Origin of the sequence: Aquibacillus rhizosphaerae, assembly GCF_030282825.1 — a bacterium.
In the GTDB taxonomy this organism is placed as follows: domain Bacteria; phylum Bacillota; class Bacilli; order Bacillales; family Amphibacillaceae; genus Aquibacillus_C; species Aquibacillus_C rhizosphaerae.
The window spans coordinates 32,465-49,237 of record NZ_JASTZU010000063.1 but is presented as its reverse complement, the minus strand read 5'-3'; the positions used below and the strand labels follow the sequence as shown (position 1 = coordinate 49,237).

At 34.9% G+C, this 16,773-nt stretch carries 20 protein-coding genes; 8 read left to right on the top strand and 12 right to left on the bottom strand.

Annotated elements, in window-relative coordinates; translation table 11 throughout:
- Positions 1-151: 151 nt before the first annotated feature.
- Both QQS35_RS20240 and QQS35_RS20235 read left to right on the top strand, forming a co-directional pair.
- The gene (locus QQS35_RS20240; RefSeq protein WP_285934059.1) at positions 152-616 is read left to right on the top strand and encodes a ferritin-like domain-containing protein; all 465 of its coding nucleotides are present in this window, start codon (positions 152-154) and stop codon (positions 614-616) included.
- Positions 617-1,442: 826 nt separating this feature from the next.
- Positions 1,443-2,615, top strand: coding sequence for a M20 family metallopeptidase (locus tag QQS35_RS20235; RefSeq protein WP_285934058.1), 1,173 nt, complete (start codon positions 1,443-1,445; stop codon positions 2,613-2,615).
- Positions 2,616-2,744: 129 nt separating this feature from the next.
- Here the strand turns inward: QQS35_RS20235 and QQS35_RS20230 are convergent, their stop codons facing one another.
- The 3 genes from QQS35_RS20230 to QQS35_RS20220 are packed head-to-tail and all read right to left on the bottom strand — an operon-like array spanning position 2,745 to position 5,425.
- Entirely contained in the window at positions 2,745-3,458 is a 714-nt protein-coding gene (locus QQS35_RS20230) for an EcsC family protein (protein WP_285934056.1), read from the bottom strand.
- A 13-nt stretch (positions 3,459-3,471) separates the two neighbouring features.
- Entirely contained in the window at positions 3,472-4,686 is a 1,215-nt protein-coding gene (locus tag QQS35_RS20225) for an ABC transporter permease (RefSeq protein ID WP_285934055.1), read from the bottom strand.
- Positions 4,679-5,425, bottom strand: a complete 747-nt coding sequence (locus QQS35_RS20220) for an ABC transporter ATP-binding protein (protein ID WP_285934054.1) — start codon at positions 5,423-5,425, stop codon at positions 4,679-4,681. Before QQS35_RS20220 ends, QQS35_RS20225 begins: the two co-directional genes overlap by 8 nt.
- A 514-nt stretch (positions 5,426-5,939) precedes the next feature.
- On the opposite strand from QQS35_RS20220, the gene QQS35_RS20215 reads away from it, so the two are divergent.
- Both QQS35_RS20215 and QQS35_RS20210 read left to right on the top strand, forming a co-directional pair.
- Positions 5,940-6,371, top strand: coding sequence for an HIT family protein (locus tag QQS35_RS20215; RefSeq protein ID WP_285934053.1), 432 nt, complete (start codon positions 5,940-5,942; stop codon positions 6,369-6,371).
- 114 nt (positions 6,372-6,485) lie between these two features.
- Positions 6,486-6,848 carry a YtxH domain-containing protein gene (locus QQS35_RS20210; protein WP_285934052.1) on the top strand — a complete coding sequence of 121 codons (363 nt, stop codon included), beginning with the start codon at positions 6,486-6,488 and terminating at the stop codon, positions 6,846-6,848.
- A gap of 71 nt (positions 6,849-6,919) precedes the next feature.
- Here QQS35_RS20210 and QQS35_RS20205 read toward each other — a convergent pair whose 3' ends face one another.
- From QQS35_RS20205 to QQS35_RS20195, 3 genes are all read right to left on the bottom strand, one after another.
- Entirely contained in the window at positions 6,920-7,852 is a 933-nt protein-coding gene (locus tag QQS35_RS20205; RefSeq protein ID WP_285934051.1) for a glycine betaine ABC transporter substrate-binding protein, read from the bottom strand.
- A gap of 74 nt (positions 7,853-7,926) precedes the next feature.
- Positions 7,927-8,769, bottom strand: coding sequence for an ABC transporter permease (locus tag QQS35_RS20200; protein WP_285934050.1), 843 nt, complete (start codon positions 8,767-8,769; stop codon positions 7,927-7,929).
- Positions 8,762-9,958, bottom strand: coding sequence for a quaternary amine ABC transporter ATP-binding protein (locus QQS35_RS20195; RefSeq protein ID WP_285934049.1), 1,197 nt, complete (start codon positions 9,956-9,958; stop codon positions 8,762-8,764). The genes QQS35_RS20200 and QQS35_RS20195 overlap by 8 nt, the downstream gene beginning before the upstream one ends.
- Positions 9,959-10,272: 314 nt before the next feature.
- Between QQS35_RS20195 and QQS35_RS20190 the strand changes: the two genes are divergently transcribed.
- Positions 10,273-10,776 carry a GbsR/MarR family transcriptional regulator gene (locus tag QQS35_RS20190; protein ID WP_285934048.1) on the top strand — a complete coding sequence of 168 codons (504 nt, stop codon included), beginning with the start codon at positions 10,273-10,275 and terminating at the stop codon, positions 10,774-10,776.
- 9 nt (positions 10,777-10,785) lie between these two features.
- Here QQS35_RS20190 and QQS35_RS20185 read toward each other — a convergent pair whose 3' ends face one another.
- Entirely contained in the window at positions 10,786-11,124 is a 339-nt protein-coding gene (locus QQS35_RS20185; RefSeq protein ID WP_285934047.1) for a DUF1878 family protein, read from the bottom strand.
- 173 nt (positions 11,125-11,297) lie between these two features.
- Here QQS35_RS20185 and QQS35_RS20180 point away from each other — a divergent pair, with 173 nt between their 5' ends.
- Together QQS35_RS20180 and QQS35_RS20175 are read left to right on the top strand one after the other, a co-directional pair.
- Positions 11,298-11,834: a DUF3267 domain-containing protein gene (locus tag QQS35_RS20180; protein WP_285934046.1), complete on the top strand. Its 537-nt coding sequence runs from the start codon at positions 11,298-11,300 to the stop codon at positions 11,832-11,834.
- 109 nt (positions 11,835-11,943) lie between these two features.
- A complete protein-coding gene (locus QQS35_RS20175) occupies positions 11,944-12,123 on the top strand; it encodes a hypothetical protein (RefSeq protein WP_285934045.1) in 180 nt (59 codons plus the stop codon).
- 245 nt (positions 12,124-12,368) lie between these two features.
- Here QQS35_RS20175 and QQS35_RS20170 read toward each other — a convergent pair whose 3' ends face one another.
- Positions 12,369-12,452: a YjcZ family sporulation protein gene (locus QQS35_RS20170; RefSeq protein WP_259868645.1), complete on the bottom strand. Its 84-nt coding sequence runs from the start codon at positions 12,450-12,452 to the stop codon at positions 12,369-12,371.
- 197 nt (positions 12,453-12,649) lie between these two features.
- Here QQS35_RS20170 and QQS35_RS20165 point away from each other — a divergent pair, with 197 nt between their 5' ends.
- On the top strand, positions 12,650-13,549 hold the full coding sequence (locus QQS35_RS20165; RefSeq protein ID WP_285934044.1) for a peptidylprolyl isomerase: 900 nt from the start codon (positions 12,650-12,652) through the stop codon (positions 13,547-13,549).
- A gap of 72 nt (positions 13,550-13,621) precedes the next feature.
- On the opposite strand, the gene QQS35_RS20160 is transcribed toward QQS35_RS20165, so the two are convergent.
- The 4 genes from QQS35_RS20160 to QQS35_RS20145 form a co-directional block, all read right to left on the bottom strand.
- Positions 13,622-13,810: a sporulation YhaL family protein gene (locus tag QQS35_RS20160; protein WP_285934043.1), complete on the bottom strand. Its 189-nt coding sequence runs from the start codon at positions 13,808-13,810 to the stop codon at positions 13,622-13,624.
- A gap of 83 nt (positions 13,811-13,893) precedes the next feature.
- A complete protein-coding gene (locus QQS35_RS20155) occupies positions 13,894-15,153 on the bottom strand; it encodes an MDR family MFS transporter (protein ID WP_285934042.1) in 1,260 nt (419 codons plus the stop codon).
- Positions 15,154-15,180: 27 nt separating this feature from the next.
- Positions 15,181-16,125 carry a 3'-5' exoribonuclease YhaM gene (gene yhaM / locus QQS35_RS20150; protein ID WP_285934041.1) on the bottom strand — a complete coding sequence of 315 codons (945 nt, stop codon included), beginning with the start codon at positions 16,123-16,125 and terminating at the stop codon, positions 15,181-15,183.
- Positions 16,126-16,212: 87 nt separating this feature from the next.
- Positions 16,213-16,764, bottom strand: a complete 552-nt coding sequence (locus QQS35_RS20145; RefSeq protein ID WP_285934040.1) for a GbsR/MarR family transcriptional regulator — start codon at positions 16,762-16,764, stop codon at positions 16,213-16,215.
- Between the last annotated feature and the right edge of the window lie 9 nt (positions 16,765-16,773).

The following is a 16,773-nucleotide window of genomic DNA, read 5'->3' as shown; positions in this document are numbered from 1 at the left end:
CACCTCATCCCATACTATTAAATACTATTGAAACATTTGTCAATAATTTAAACACTGACAGGTTTTTTCATGTTTAGGATAGCTGTAATAGTGGAAAGTTATAAGTAAGAATAAAATAGTTATAATTTATTTATGAAAGGATGGATGAATAATGGCTGATAACGTAAGAAATATTAAAGACAATAGTAAATTAGAGGAATTAATTGATGGATTAAATGTAGACTTAGCGAACGAATATTCTGCTACAATTATGTACACGTATAACACTTCTGTGGTTTCGGGTTTATACCGACCACTGTTAAAACCTTTCTTCGAAGGTGAAATCAACGATGAAATAGGACACGCTCTTTATTTGTCTGAAAAAATTAAAACACTAGGTGGAACGCCAACTACAACACCGGTTAAAGTGAAACAATTAACAAGTGCTAAAGATATGTTAGAAGAAACTAGAAGAGCAGAAAAAGATACTATTGAACGTTACGAAAAGCGTAAAAAACAAGCGGAAGAGCTCGGGTTAACTGAATTAGTCGTAAAGCTTGAAGATATGATTGCAGATGAGACTGGACACATGGAAGAAGCAGATAGACTTTTAGCCGATTCCAGCTTCTTCAAATAAGTAACATAATCTCTTAAGAGACCTTCACTACTGTGAAGGTCTCTTTTTGACTCGATTTTGATAAATGATTAAAATTCATATCTCTTTTCGTAAACATTATTGCTTTACAGCCCTCGGATTTGATATAAAGTTTGCACTAACTTTAGAGTAACTTCCTTACATTCTTTCTAAGATGGGTTAAATTGAGCGCTCCGGAAAAATACTCCCTTTCCGGGGGCAGCACCTTAGCCTCCATCTCGCTCAAAAAGAAACGTTTCCTTGAAAATGAACAACACTTTTCCTGCGTGCGATGTCATTCCACTGAAGCTTTCCTTACCCCCTGGGGTCTTCGGAAGCTGCTCTTACCCCACGAGTGTCGCATTTTTCCGCAGCTTAGTATAGTTTTCTTTTTAAGTAAAAGGTAGGCCCTTGATTTTGTGTACTAAGAAAGGTTATTAAATAGATGCTGTTTTCAGCGGATCAAGCAAAAATGGCGACACTCCTGCAGGAACAGCAAGTGTTTTCGCTGGGGTGAGTAATGGCAGTCCCACGAGCTGAAGATCCACTCAGAAGCAGTTTTCTCTGAGTTAGCTGAAGCCGTACCCGTGGAAAGCGAAGTGTTCTGACGGAACGGAGTACCACTCAAACATCAATGCAACGTAAAAAAATTATCACAAAAGTTAAGAATATTTTGTGCAGACTATATATTTTTTTCTGTCGTAAACACCAATTTTTTTAAAACAGTCGATTTTAAATAATTATTCATTAACTATCATGCTCTTGCTCTTAGTTGCTACACATTTCCTATGTTATACTGATTTAAAATAGCTTTCGGGAGGATACTTTTATGTGGAAAGAATTAACAACAGCAATCGATTCTTTATATGATGAAATGGTTAATATAAGAAGGTATTTACATCAATATCCTGAACTTTCATTCCAAGAGGAAAAAACAGCACAATACATTGCAGATACATACGAAGAATTAGGTATACCACATCAAATCAATGTTGGGGGAAACGGCGTAATCGCTACATTAACAGGTGGAAAACCAGGAAGAACAGTAGCGTTACGTGCTGATTTTGATGGATTGCCAATTCAAGATGAAAAAGACGTCGCCTATAAGTCTAAAATCGATGGCGTAATGCATGCATGTGGGCATGATGCACATACTGCAACATTATTAACCGTTGCTAAAGCAATGCAACAATATCAGTCAGACTTGCCAGGTACGATTGTATTTATCCACCAACACGCTGAAGAACTTGCACCTGGTGGGGCTAAATCAATTGTAGACTCCGGTGTACTAGATAATATCGATGCTGTTTTTGGTACACACTTATGGACAAATACACCTTTTGGAGTTGTCGAAACTTCTCCAAGGGAATTTATGGCTGGTGCCGATCGCTTTTCCATTACGATTCAAGGTAAAGGTGGACATGGTGCAATGCCCCACCAAACAAATGATGCTATTGTAATCGGTTCTCAACTTGTTACAAACCTTCAGCAAATCGTGAGCAGACGAGTTGATCCATTAAGTACTGCGGTACTTAGTATTGGTACATTTAATGCAGGAAATACATTTAATATTATTGCAGATACGGCAACAATTACAGGAACAGTACGTACATTTGATCCTGACTTACAAAATCAGATTATCCAAGAAATGGAGAATATCATTAAAGGTACATGCACGAGCTATGAGGCTGGATATACATTTAACTACGAGAAAGGCTATCCACCTGTAGTTAACCATCCTGAGCAAGCTGCTCTTGTCCTACAAGCTGCTTCTGAAGTAAATGAGGTGGAAAATGCAAGAGAAGTAGTTCCGAGTATGACAGGGGAAGATTTTTCTTATTATCTACTAAAAAAACCTGGTGCGTTCTTTTTTACAGGTGCTCAAAAAGAAGGACATATTTATCCACACCATCATCCAAAATTTGATATTGAAGAAAGATCCATGGTGCTTGCAGCCAAGACTTTGATAAATACAGTGAAATTATTCCAACAGGAAAAGTAAAAACAATCCAGATACACGAAATGTATCTGGATTGTTTTGTTTAGATAGAAATTCTCATTTCCACAACTATAACTTGATTTCATTCCGGACAAAAATGAAATTCTCGAATCATTCTCTTGTTATTTCCTACTATTTCAATAACCTTAGTCGATACATATTAATCGTCGTATCACCTAATTGCTGTAGTAACTTCCGATTAGCAACAGCACCTACGATTGCACCTAATCCAGGAATTAACTGAAGCATTTTCACAAAGTCAAGTGAGTCTCTATATTCAAGCTGCAGTGTTTTCCAATCAACTTCTCTAAACTTGTTTTTTGAATCATCCCAATCCAATAACGTTTGCAAAACCTCTTTCCGCTTATCATCACTAGAAAAAGCTAATAAGAAAACATGTAACAAGTACATTCTTTCTTCGTATTTTGTCACGTCATAGCCATAGATTTGCCCCGCGTCAAAAATAAACTTCATTTTAATACTCAGTAACAAAGGAAAGTCAGCTACACCCAACCATATTCCACCTGCTCCAGTACCAGCACCTTCAATCATTGCTGTTTTTTTAGATTGAAGTAAACGTGCTTTTACGAGCTTTTCCTTCTCTTCCATCGTTGAATCTGGACTAATCTCGACTGGGCGTATATATTCTGACGATGTTAATGCCAATTGAATCATTTTTTTGATACTTTCTGTAACGATTACATGAATCTTATCTGGTATCTTATTATTAATTTTAGTTTGTAGTTTTTTGGATGACCGTTGGATGATCGAAGACTTCTTACGCATCGATCTTTCAAAATGCTTCGCTTCACTTAACACTTGCTGTTCGTATGTTACATTACTCATATTTTGTCTCCCTTTAGGTTAGACGTTGTTTTACGTATCCATGGACAAATAAATAACTAAACATTAGCCCACCTAAACTTACGACTACAACTCCTGTTAGGTTCCCTATGTAGAGAAATAACAAAGCAAAGACAATTGTTTGGATAATCATAAGCTGCTTTAATAAGCCCAGTACTGCATCTTGTCTTGATTCTTTTGGTATAGGATATAAGTCAAGCCATGTTACCGTACGATGGTGCTGCCATATCGTCATCATTTGAAAGGAACTTAGATAAAGAAATAAAAAAGTGAAAATCAATTTCATCCAAATATTAGGTACATAATAGACTGCAAGTCCACCAATCACCATCAATCGAATATACATTCCTAAGTAATCTCCACTTCTAATCATTGTAATCCGATATAAATAAACATAAGAAGCTTCTTGTTTAAATCGAACATTTCTTGCTATGATTGATACAAGCCAGTGTCGTTTTTTGATTTGCATCTTTAAATGTGGAACATCTGTAAACATATTAGCAATTCGGTAAAACGTGCGCATTCGCATTCTATCTTTATCAACAAGCACGTCCCATACTAGCCCGGAATGTTGTTTAGATAAATAATAGTTATAAACAAAAAGTACAAATAGAATTAATGTTGTAACCGCCGCTAACAATAACTGACCTTGTATAAAGAAAAAAAAGATAACCGCGTTAAGTAAGAACCTTATAACTTGGTCGGTCCACCTCGTTTTCCAATCTCTAATTTTCAACATCCACCAGTTGGCTAATAAATTCCAAACTTTCAATATAAATAAAACAACGACAATCAGTAAGTATTTACTTCCTGGCTCATTTGGATAACTTGCTAGATATAGAGGTCCAAGAGCAGCAGCAACTAATAAAATTAAATAAAGTTGAATCACGAAGCTGTATATTAACGCATTTCGAAAATAAGTACCCATCTTAAATTCTGCTGGTAACAAAAAGACTAAATCTGGTTCCCGTAGCAATGTTCGTACTGGACTATAACTGGCCATAAATCCAAATCCCAAGCCAATAATCAGTGCAGTTGGAAAAGTATCTGGAATCGTTTCTAACCATTGTTGGTAATAAAAGCTAAGCGCTGATACAAGAAAGAGCATGGCAACGGCAATATGACCATTAAATATATATTTTAAATACCGACTCGTTTCTTTTAGGTGAGCTGAAAACCTATCTTTAAAAAAACGGTTTGCATCAAACATAGTTATCTTCTTCCTTTGTGAGTTGAACATAAAGGTCATCTAAAGTTGCCCTTGGCATGTGGAACTCTTTACGCAAATCCTCCAAAGTACCTTTAGCTTTTACTTTACCATCATGTAAGATAACAAAACGATCACAATACCTTTCCGCAGTAGCCAGGATATGAGTCGACATGAGTACACCGGAACCTTTTTCTTTCATCTCTTCCATTAATTGCAGATAAGATTGTATTCCTAATGGATCAAGACCAACAAATGGTTCATCGACTATGTATAAAGGTGGCTCAATTAAAAATGCACACATAATCATTACTTTTTGGCGCATTCCTTTAGAAAAATGAATTGGAAACCATTTTAATTTTTTTTCTAATCTAAATTCTTTTAATAACGGATCTAGCCTTTTTTTAAAGATATCCTCAGGAATATTATAGGCCATTGCTGTTAGACGTAAATGTTCATACAATGTTAATTCATCATATAAGAGTGGCATTTCAGGAATATAGGCAAACTTGCTTCGATAAGTATCTGGCGATTCTTGAAACGACTTCCCTTCTATGGCGACCTCGCCTTGTTTTGCTTGCATTAACCCGATTATATGTTTAATCGTTGTACTCTTACCAGCACCATTTAAACCAATTAAACCAACTATTTCATTAGGATATACGTCAAAAGAAATTCCATGTAAGACATTCTTGTTCGTATAACCACCTTGTAAATTCTTAATATGTAATAAAGGCTTCAACATCGTAACCTCCTGCTTTTTCTTCAAAATGCTTATTGATTAAAATTTTACCATTTTACCTCAACTTTGCCAAAAATATACCGAATAAGATTACCGATAACTGTAGAGAATAGCTAGAGAAGGAGTTAGGATTTACTTTTTCGTCACAGTCATATGTTGTGGTAACACACGAAATGAGGTGTCGGTGAAAGATAATTATCTTAAATTAAACCAACTTCAATAAGAAAAGCAACAACAACTCTAACCAAATGAGGTGTTGACAGCAGGTTTATAACTTAAAAATCAACCGAATCATTCCCCTGATTCTAATGATTAGTATTTAAGAAAGCATCCCTACTCCTTCGACAGCGGGTTGTCCCAATACAGAAAAGTCTAAGGACTTATACTGTATCGGCGACTAACCCGCTTGTTTTTTACTTGGGTTTAAAAAGACTGATTTTTCACACCTTAGGCTTTACATACTGCACAGTAAATTATTACAATTAAATTACTATATGAATAAAGGAGTAATGTTATGAATTCATCAAATGATTGCTTGTTTTGCAAAATTGCAACTGGTGAAATACCGTCAGCTAAAGTTTATGAAGATGAAGATGTCTATGCCTTCCTAGATATCGGACAAGTTACGAAAGGACATACGTTAATAATTCCTAAAACACATGCCAAAAATATTTATGAAACACCTAGTGACATAGCAGAAAAATTATTTAACCGAGTACCAAAAATAGCTTCAGCTATAAAGGAAACCTATAAGCCAATTGGATTAAATATTTTGAATAATAATGAAGAAGCCGCTGGACAGTCTGTGTTTCATATACATATTCACCTTATTCCTCGATATGGAAAAGGAGATGGGTTTGGTGCTGTTTGGAAAACAAACCCCGACCAATACTCTCAAGAGGATCTAAATAAAATAGCGAGTGAAATCAATAACAACATAGAATAAAGCTTTTAAATTCTTAAAAAGTTATAATTTATAAAAAAAATTAAATCTTTTTGAGGTTTCACATCTACTAATAACGAGAAAATAGTATAATGAGAAAAGAAAGGAGTGTAAGCAATGGTTAACGGAAAATCTTTACTACTCGGTATTTTAGCTGGTGGAGTTGTAAGTGCTACAGCAACATTACTTAGTACTCCACAATCAGGAAAAGAACTGCGTACGGATGCAAAATTACGCGGAGAAAAATTGGTCGATACATTTGATAAGATAAAAAGTGATGGAATTCAGTTGACGGAACAAATTGCCCAAACGTCTAAGGAAGGTGCGTTGTTAGTAAAAGAGTTATCTGCAGATGTTAAAACTTCCTTAGAAACATGGAAGAGGACAATTGAACCACATCAAAAAAACATTCAAAAACACTTAGCAAAAATTGAAGAAAGCCTAAAAGAGCTTGAAGAACAGACTAAAAAAGAAAACTAAAACTTAGGCTGATGCTATTTTAGCCTAAAAAAAAGAACTACCTTTCTAAAGGTAGTTCTTTTTACACTAAATTATTCTAATCCTGCAGTCCATTCGTCAACTAAGTCTTGATTGTCTTCGATCCACGCTGCAGCAGCATCTTCTGGAGATGTACCATTTTCAATATCTAGCATTACTGTTCCCATATCTTCTGAAGTCCAAGCAAACTGATCAAGAATTTGATATGCAGCAGGACTGTCTTCTTCTAAACCTTGACGTACCATCGTTTCAATTGTTTCTGCTCCACCAAATGAACCTTCAGGATCTTCTAAATACTTAAGATCATATTTAGCAAATTTCCAGTGTGGAGTCCAACCAGTAACAACGATTGGCTCTTCAGCATCAACAGCTTCACCTAAGGCAGTTGCCATTGCACCACTAGATGATGTTTGTACTTCCCATCCTTCTAAACCATAATCTTCAATAGACTGTTCAGCAGATTTAACAACACCTGCACCAGCTTCAATACCAGTGATTTGACTGTTTAAGTCATCTGAAAAATTTGCAAGGTCTCCAATTGTTGTTGCATCCATGTATTCTGGAACAACTAAACCAATCTTAGCACCTTCTAAGTTAACACCTAAGTTAACAACGTTATCTTTGTGCTCTTCGTAAAGATCTCCGTGAGTTGCAGGTAACCATGCAGCCACCATCCCATCAGCATCTCCATTTGCTACCGATTCCCACATAATAGCATTGTCAATCGGTGTTATTTCAACATTGTAACCTTGTCCTTCAAGAACTTGCGCTATGACATTAGTTGAAGCAACTTCAGAAGCCCATTCCACATATACTAATTCTAAATCTTCTGTACCTAGGTCAACTCCTGTAGCTTCTTCACCAGTGTCTTCTCCACCTGCATCAGTGTCAGTACCTTCTTCCTCTTCTGTGCCACATGCAGCTAGAAGTAAAGATAGTACAAGTACGGCTACTAAGCCAAAATGTTTCCAAGTTATTTTTAACATAACTATAAATCTCCCCTTTTTCTTTTATTTTATATGGTGAACTTTTCATAGGAAAAGTATTCCAACTTTATCATTTACTTTCTTTTGGTATTTAGGTTTTGTGTAAAACGATCAATAATAATTGCCAAAATAACAATACTAATACCCGCAACAAAACCTGTACCTGCTTCCGCACGTTGAAGAGAAGATAATACATCTCTTCCTAAGCCCGGTGCACCGATCATCGATGCAATAACAACCATGGATAATGACAACATAACAGTTTGGTTAATCCCCGCCATAATTGTACTTTTTGCCATGGGTAATTCTACTTTAAATAACTTTTGCGATCCAGTACTTCCAAATGCATCAGATGCTTCTACTAACTCTGTAGAAACTTGTCTAATTCCTAAGTTAGTGAAACGCACAGTTGGTGGTGTAGCAAAAATTAGTGATGCAAATATACCTGGTACCATGCCGATACCGAAGAAGGCAACAGCGGGAATTAAGTAGACAAATGCAGGCATCGTCTGCATAAAGTCTAATATTGGTGTAATAATTGCTTCTGCAGTTTTACTTTTAGACATCAATATACCAATGGGTACACCAACTAAAATCGATAAAAGACTCGAAATTAGTACTAAGGCAAATGTCTCCATTAAATGTTCCCATAAACCCTGATTATAAATAAGCCATAGACCTATAACTGAAAAAGCGGCTAAACCAAATCGTTTTCCACTCACAAAAAAGGCCAAGATACCAACAATTAGGATAATAATGATAGGTGGGATTGCTGACAACTGGTCAGAAGACCAATCCATGAAGTCACCAAATTGGTTTTTAATAGGGTCAAACAAAAATGAAAAAGCATCCGTGAGCCAATCGGTAAAAAATTCAATTGCTTCAGCTATTCTAATTTTTTCAATAAAATCAAGCATTTAAATTCACCTCGCCTTCTCCAGCAAGTGCAGCAATCACAGCACCACGAACGACAATCCCTAACAACTTACCATCTTCTACTACGGCTATCGGAACTGGAGTGTTATGAATCACTTCAAATATGTCATGCATCGAAGTATCTTTAGAAACGGTTGGTACATCCGTTTTCAGGATTTCATTAAGGTCACGCACTTCATTTTTTCGCGCTTCAGATGCATCATCTGCTAAAACATAGCCTTTTAGATTTCGTTTTCCATCTGTTACATAGATACTGGATATGCCTTCTTCCTTCATTCGCTCTAAGGCAACTCTTGGACCATGCTTTTCAATATTAATCGTTTCTGGACGTTTCATAATATGTTCGGCAGTTAAAACTTTGGATCGATCCACATCTTCAACAAATCGTTCAACATAATCATTAGCAGGATTGACGAGAATTTCTTCAGGCGTACCAATTTGTACAATTGATCCATCCTTCATTAATGCTATTCTATCGCCAATTCGTAATGCTTCATCTAAATCATGTGTAATAAAGATAATTGTCTTCTGCATCGACACTTGTAAATCGAGCAGTTCATCTTGCATATCTTTTCTAATTAATGGATCTAATGCAGAGAACGCTTCATCCATCAGTAATACATCTGGATCGTTAGCTAACGCTCTTGCTAGACCAACACGTTGTTGCATACCACCAGATAATTGCTCAGGGTGTTGATGAATATAATCTCCTAAACCAACTAGTTCTAATGATTCTTTCGCTTTTTTACTTCTTTTTTCTTTTTCTACACCTTGAATTTCTAGACCGAATTCAGCATTTTCCAAAATTGTTCTATGTGGAAACAATGCGAATTTTTGAAATACCATACTCATTTTCTCTCGTCGAACACGGCGAAGAATGTCTTTGTTTACCTTTGCTAAATCTTCACCATCAATAATGACACTTCCCTCAGTGGGTTCAATTAAACGATTAAGTAAACGAACTAACGTAGATTTACCGCTACCTGATAAACCCATAATCACAAAAACTTCCCCTGCTTCCACTTCAAAGGTAGCACGGTTAACCCCTACTGTGTTGCCAGTTTGCTTTAATATATCTTCTTTTGACTTACCTTCATCTAGAAGCTTCAAAGCTTCTTTTGTATTTTTACCAAATACTTTAGATAAGCCTTCTACTTTAATCACCGGCATAAAATTCACCTCTTTTAAATTTACGATATTTGTCATGTTAATGGACATTTACCAATTTAGATCCTCTTGTTTTAATGTTCCCAAGTCAAAACTAAACATTCCTTTAATACTATATCCCTTTTCCTACATAAAATTCAAACGATAAATACTATGATTTTCGTTTATATTTTACGTACAGTTTACACTGTACAAACTTTAGAAAGTAAATACTCTGTTTTGCAACCATTTACTAGCGATTACATTACTAAACAGAACTACCAATTATTTCTTTTTTATTGTAGGCTTATCTTAACAACGGTTTGAAGGAGGATAATATGTCTGAAAACCATTTAGAAGATATCAGCAATTTAATAATCACTGAGTTTGCAAAAACAGTAGAAATGTTCGATATAAACCCTTCCGAAGCACGGCTCTTCGCCATTTTGTATATAGAGGGAACTCCAATGACCTTGGATGAAATGAGTGATGCTTTAGGTAAAAGTAAGACGTCGGTTAATACTGGTATACGCACTTTAGTGGATTTAAATTTGGCTGAGCGAGTGTGGAGAAAAGGTGTACGAAAAGATTTGTACAAGGCAGATGAAAATTTATATCGAAAGTTTATGAATTCTTTTATTCATAAATGGATTGATGCAGCTTCAAGGCAAAAAAGTTCACTAATAGAAATAGAAAAAAAACTACAGGAAGATTTTTTTAACAATACAGAGACAGAGAAAGAGGAGGCTAATATATTATATAAAAGAGTTAAAGAAATGATAGCGTTTCACCATTCATTAGAAAGTGTTTTTCATGAGATAAAGTCTACAAAGAAAACTTAATTAATATACTTATTCTCTTTTGTTATGTGCTGTAATCAATACCTCCATTAAGGAAGGATAGTATCCTTCCTTGACTAATGCATGCATTGTTTCTTCCGGATTCAACTTTGTATTTAATAACCCAACAAAATGTATTAATAAAGATTCAAAGTTTAAAAAACCCTCTTCTTTCTGATTAATAAAGTATGTATTAATCTCCTCTAGTAATTGAATTACACCTTGATATTCATCGTTAGTTAATTCACTATCGATTACAATTTTCGTAAAAGGATACTTATTCATGTCACATATATCAAGTAGTAATCTAACTTTGAATTGTAATTTCTCCATTTCACCATCTAAGCCCATTCAAAAATCCCCTTTACAACATATCATTTTAATAAACTCTATATATATTATTTTCATTTTTTCTCATAAATCTATTGATTTTTACCGTAAAACGTACTATATTCATTGAAGGATAAGTCCCTAAATCAACTTATATATATCAATTAACATCACTCGTAAAGGGGGAATTGATGATGAATTGCTGGAAAACAGTAAATGTTAACAGAGAAGTCGGCATCAATCGCATTTATTTAATATCTCTACTTTTAGGACTTTTATCATTTATATTTCTTTATATTCCCTTTTCCATTATTCATCAATCCAATAACTTTAAGGATCATGGGATATTCCCTTTATTGATAGGCTTAGCCTTATTACCTTTGGTGCATAAGCTTACGCATATTTTACCATTAATTCTTACAAATAAAAAAGTTAAAATTAAGTGGCGCTTAAAATCAAAATTTTTTCCCGTGTTCTTCTTGTCAACAAAAACAAAAATGTCTAAACAGACTTCTATTTTCACCTTATTGGCTCCTACATTATTCTTAACAATACCAGGACTAATTAGCAGTTATCTTTTTGTTGACTATTTTGCTTACTTTTTAATATTCACTGCAGTAAATATTGGTTTATCATTTACAGACTTTATTTATGCGAGTAAATTTCTTAGTGCACCCAGAAAGTGTATCGTTGAAAATGATGATGATGGATATGACATTTTAGTTCACTAATGATACAAATGCACTCTTTTTAAAGAAGGGTGCATTTTTTTTGCTTTATACTGTTCAAGCGAGAGAAATTTTGATAAAGTAGTTTCATAGGAATAAGGAGGTCATACTTATGGCGATCGTGTTCGTTCCCTTTGCTTTATTCATACTTTTTGCGTTTAATTCATTAACACACAGATTATGCTTGCAAACTGAGATGTCTAAAGAAAGACAACCGAATGTGTTTAGAACGATAAACATACTTATTACCATATTACTTATTTCTTCTTATATTGAAGTTTCATTCACTTAAGCTAATTCCTAGCTAATGAAACCATATTTGAAGGTAACTAATGATGTAATAACCATTTACCATTCTTGTCTACAGAGTGTACACATTCTTTTGTGGAAACCAGTATACGTAGATGAACTCAGGGCTACCCTCTTTCTAAGAGTGCCTTAGTAGATATACTAAATATAGTGCAAAAAAGGATGATAAAATGCTCAAAGCATTTTATCATCCTTTTTTAATTAGGGAAAACATCTATACTGGCTATACTATAGCCATGCTGCACCTACAATTATTAGCAAGATAAACAATACAACGATTAACGCGAATCCTCCAGTGTATGCTGCACCCATGAACAAACACCTCCTTAAGCTGTTTACTTCATCGTATGCAGCTGTCCCCTATTATGGATAGGCATTTGTCTCTAATTTATGTAAAAAATAAGTAATTTGATGCTACACTATTATTTTTATACAAATATGTGTTATATTATTTCAAGGGCTTGAACAAATTAGCCGGATTAAAGATATAAAATTAGGAGTGTTCTTAAATGAAAAAACTAGTTATGGCAACAACCATCGCTGCAGGCGTCCTAGCACTTTCTGCTTGTTCATCTGATGATCCAGAAAATGTAGTTGAAACAGAGGCAGGAAATATTACTAAGGAAGAATTTTATCAAGAGCTAAAATCAACTAGTGGTGAATCAGTTTTACAAAAATTAGTACTAGTAAAAGTACTTGAAGACAACTATGAAATTGATCAGTCAGAAATTGATAGCCAAATTGAAACTTATAAAGAACAGTATGGCGATCAATGGGAAGCTATCCTACAACAAAGTGGTTATGCTGATGAAGAAGCTTTTCGTGAAGACTTAAAAGTGAATTTACTACAAACAAAAGCTGTGACAGAAGACATTGAAGTAACAGAAGAGGAATTACAACAAAGATATGAGCGTATGCAAACGAACTTAGTTGCGAGTCATATTCTTGTTGGAGACGAAGAAACAGCTAACGAAGTAAAAGAAAAACTTGAAGCTGGAGAGGACTTCGCCGCACTAGCGACAGAATATTCAACTGACACAACTTCAGCAGAGAATGGTGGAGAGCTACCTGAATTTGGTCCTGGTCAGATGGTTCCTGAATTTGAAGATGCTGCCTATAACCTTGAAGTAGATACAATTAGTGAGCCGGTTGAGACACAACATGGTTTTCATATTATCAAGGTAACTGAGCGTAATGACGTCGAGGATGTTGAACCATTCGAAGATATTGAAGAAGACTTACGAGATCAAATTGCTAGCAGTAAAGTTACAGATGCAGAGGCACAAGCGAAGTTAACTCAAATAATGGAAGACGCGAATATCGATGTTCAAATTGAAGAATTTGAAGATTTATTTGAACAACCTGAAGTAACTGAACCAGAAGCTGAACCTGAAACAACTGAAGAATAGTACACAAAAAGGATTAGTTATCACTACAAGATAACTAATCCTTTTTTTTACTATATTGTTTACTTTAAATAATCAACCGGAAGTAATTTCTTTTTTACTTTTACGTTCTTCTTCCATTCTATCTAAATATACTTGTCCTTGACTTTCAATAAATTGTTTTTCTAACTTCCTCTCAGCTACCATAGCTCTAAAAGCCATATAACCACTAAAGAATATTAACAATATAAACAAATAAACCCACCACGAGATACCTAAAATCATCTGTACCGCCCCCTTGTCCATCTTATTACCATATATATGCACATAACATATAAATATGATTAAGGGCTGATTATCTAATATAACTATGTACTCAACTTAACTTCCATTTTCTTAAACATGATAGAATAGATAAATGCACTAATAATAGCAAAAAAACCTAACAACATGAATACATGTGAATAAGAAAAATAGCTAGTCAACACTAAACTTAACGGAGCTAACAATTTACCTACAGTAAACCTAAGACTAGCTGCGGAAAAATACTGACCTCTCATATCTTCGGGGGCTAACTTAGCAACAAAGCTTTCTTGTATTCCTACCACCATTAGTTCGGCCATCGTAAACAAACCCATCGCCAAAATAAATATCCAAATGTTTTCTGTTAAACCATATAAAGTTATACCAGCAGCATACATTAAACTTGAAGTAACAAATACTTTACGTTCCTTCACATTATTCATTATACGTGTAATAAACACAGTAAAAAGCGCAACTAATAAACCATTTTCCGCCAACACTAATGCAAATGCTGTTTCCCCACTAACACTTAAATGAAAGTCACCTAGTCTTATAAGTGTTTGGTTGTTAATTACTTCACTCGTGTACACAGCAATTAAAATATCTAATTGCATAAATGTTTGCGCTACAAATACTCCAGCTATAATAAAAAGTAAAAAGGTTTTATCTTTAGCAATCAACCGATAAACACGTAGTTCATCCCAAATAGATTTATACCATACTGTGTTTGATTCCTTTATTTGCTCTTTTACACTAACCGTTTCCTCTAAATTATTATGAAGTATAATAGATAAGCTTGCTGTTAGTAGGGCACCAGCAATTAACATTTCAAATCGGTAGCTATAAAATATAAAGCTTCCAATAATGGGACCAACTACAACTGCTATATTGATAGAAGTATAAAATACTGCAAAAACGGATGCTCTATGTTTCTCACTTACAACATCAGCTACCATTGCATGAGACGCTGGCCAATATAATGCTCCCCAAACACCCAGTAATGAAAACGAAATAAACGTTATGGTCGGTGAAGTGTACCAAGGAGAATTTGCATAGGCAAACAAAATAAACGTTAAACATTGTCCTAAAGTAGCAAGAACCATCATCCGTTTTCTACCAAATCTATCAGCACAATATCCCCCTACTAGACTTGCAATTACTGAAAAGGCTTGTGAGGCCATTAATAATAACCCAGCCTTGTCTTTACCAAATGAGCGTTCAAAAAAAATAGTCATAAAAGGAAAATATGACCAAAATAAAAAATTCATTGTCCCTTCGCCAAATAAGCGAATTCGTAGGTTTCTGTCCCAATCTTTCCACTTCATGCTGGTTTCTCCGTTCTAGGCTGCTAATTACTCATCAAATACCGGTTTGTAAAATGCCCGATTTTCCATTGCAAATAATCGCTCGGTAAATTCTCCTGGTTTGACCTTCTCCAATGATCGATTAAGCATATTCATCTTCGCATCGATAAGATCAATTAAATGTAATAGTTCGGCTTCACGAACTAAGGGAGCTTTTGGGCTTCCCCATTCCGCTTTACCGTGGTGACTTAATACCATATGTTGTAATATAGTAACTTCTTCACCTTCTATTTGTAGCTCTCTTGCTGCTTGACCTACTTCTTCAACCATCATTGGTATATGCCCAATCAACTTTCCTTCTAATGTATAAGACGGTGTTGCAACACCAGATAGTTCTTTCAATTTACCTAGGTCATGTAATATGATACCCGCATAAAGTAAGTCTGCATTGATATCTGGGTATAACTGCTTCAATTGCTTTGCTAGATTAAGCATGGAAACAATATGATATGCTAGACCTGAAACATATTCATGATGATTTTTTACTGCAGCAGGATAAGTTAATAAATCATCTTGATATTTTTTAACAAAGTACCTAACAATACGCTGCAGATTAGGATTTTTCATTTCAAATATAATTTCTGTTAAACGACTCATTAACTCTTCTTTATCAACGGGAGCCTTTTCAATAAAATCAGAAGCTTTAACACCATCTGTAGGCTGAGCTGGACGAATTGTATGAATTTTCAGTTGAGATCTACCACGAAATTGATTTACATCACCTGTAATTTTCACTAACTGTTCGGAATGAAACAACTCCTCATCCTCTTGTGTAGCATCCCACAACTTCGCTTCGATTTCACCAGTTATATCTTTTAAAATTAAAGTTAAAAATGGTTTTCCGTTACTAGCAACGCCTTTTGTTGCTGATTTGACTAACATATAATAATCAAATATTTCTCCTACATTATAATAAGCAATTCCTTTTTTCATTATTCTCCTCCTCTCAACTTGCTTTCTATTATTGAACCCTTACCACACATATGGAAGTAAGGGTAACTCTACATTGATTTATTTCCGTCAAGGTTTGTACTTTGGTACAAAATTGAATATTTCCCCTGACTCAACAACTTGAATGAAACGCATCAACCAACGATAGTAATCTTTTGCATAAGTTAATCGTTCAATATCTAAATCTATTTTTTGCATTAGTTGTTCATCATTTGTACTATTTCTTATTGATTCTAATTCATAAATGGCCTCCTCCGCCTCCTCTATATTTGTTTCTGTATGATGTCTCCACCTGTTCCCAAATAAGGAGGTAAATGACTTATACCAATCTTCCTCTGACTTGTATAAATCCTTTCTTACTCCTTTTTTAAATGATGGTTCGACCATCTTCATCTCAGCTAACGCCCGAACTCCTGTGGACATACTTGTCTTACTCATTTCAAGGGAATCTCTCATATCATCCAAGGTCATAGGTCCTTCATTAAAATAAAGCGTTCCGTATAATCTACCTACTGATGGTGTTATTCCGTATAGGTTCATATTCTTAGCTATAACTTGAATAAACTTTTCGATTATTTCTTCATATCCTGACCATTCTTTACTACTTTCATTGTTCGGCAATGCCAGACC

Excerpts from the sequence above, each read along its gene's own strand:
- QQS35_RS20240 (WP_285934059.1), top strand. The coding sequence starts at position 152 with ATGGCTGATAACGTAAGAAATATTAAAGACAATAGTAAATTAGAGGAA.
- QQS35_RS20235 (WP_285934058.1), top strand. The coding sequence starts at position 1,443 with ATGTGGAAAGAATTAACAACAGCAATCGATTCTTTATATGATGAAATG.
- QQS35_RS20230 (WP_285934056.1), bottom strand. The coding sequence starts at position 3,458 with ATGAGTAATGTAACATACGAACAGCAAGTGTTAAGTGAAGCGAAGCAT.
- QQS35_RS20225 (WP_285934055.1), bottom strand. The coding sequence starts at position 4,686 with ATGTTTGATGCAAACCGTTTTTTTAAAGATAGGTTTTCAGCTCACCTA.
- QQS35_RS20215 (WP_285934053.1), top strand. The coding sequence starts at position 5,940 with ATGAATTCATCAAATGATTGCTTGTTTTGCAAAATTGCAACTGGTGAA.
- QQS35_RS20210 (WP_285934052.1), top strand. The coding sequence starts at position 6,486 with ATGGTTAACGGAAAATCTTTACTACTCGGTATTTTAGCTGGTGGAGTT.
- QQS35_RS20205 (WP_285934051.1), bottom strand. The coding sequence starts at position 7,852 with ATGTTAAAAATAACTTGGAAACATTTTGGCTTAGTAGCCGTACTTGTA.
- QQS35_RS20200 (WP_285934050.1), bottom strand. The coding sequence starts at position 8,769 with ATGCTTGATTTTATTGAAAAAATTAGAATAGCTGAAGCAATTGAATTT.
- QQS35_RS20195 (WP_285934049.1), bottom strand. The coding sequence starts at position 9,958 with ATGCCGGTGATTAAAGTAGAAGGCTTATCTAAAGTATTTGGTAAAAAT.
- QQS35_RS20190 (WP_285934048.1), top strand. The coding sequence starts at position 10,273 with ATGTCTGAAAACCATTTAGAAGATATCAGCAATTTAATAATCACTGAG.
- QQS35_RS20185 (WP_285934047.1), bottom strand. The coding sequence starts at position 11,124 with ATGGGCTTAGATGGTGAAATGGAGAAATTACAATTCAAAGTTAGATTA.
- QQS35_RS20180 (WP_285934046.1), top strand. The coding sequence starts at position 11,298 with ATGAATTGCTGGAAAACAGTAAATGTTAACAGAGAAGTCGGCATCAAT.
- QQS35_RS20175 (WP_285934045.1), top strand. The coding sequence starts at position 11,944 with ATGGCGATCGTGTTCGTTCCCTTTGCTTTATTCATACTTTTTGCGTTT.
- QQS35_RS20170 (WP_259868645.1), bottom strand. The coding sequence starts at position 12,452 with ATGGGTGCAGCATACACTGGAGGATTCGCGTTAATCGTTGTATTGTTT.
- QQS35_RS20165 (WP_285934044.1), top strand. The coding sequence starts at position 12,650 with ATGAAAAAACTAGTTATGGCAACAACCATCGCTGCAGGCGTCCTAGCA.
- QQS35_RS20160 (WP_285934043.1), bottom strand. The coding sequence starts at position 13,810 with ATGATTTTAGGTATCTCGTGGTGGGTTTATTTGTTTATATTGTTAATA.
- QQS35_RS20155 (WP_285934042.1), bottom strand. The coding sequence starts at position 15,153 with ATGAAGTGGAAAGATTGGGACAGAAACCTACGAATTCGCTTATTTGGC.
- yhaM (WP_285934041.1), bottom strand. The coding sequence starts at position 16,125 with ATGAAAAAAGGAATTGCTTATTATAATGTAGGAGAAATATTTGATTAT.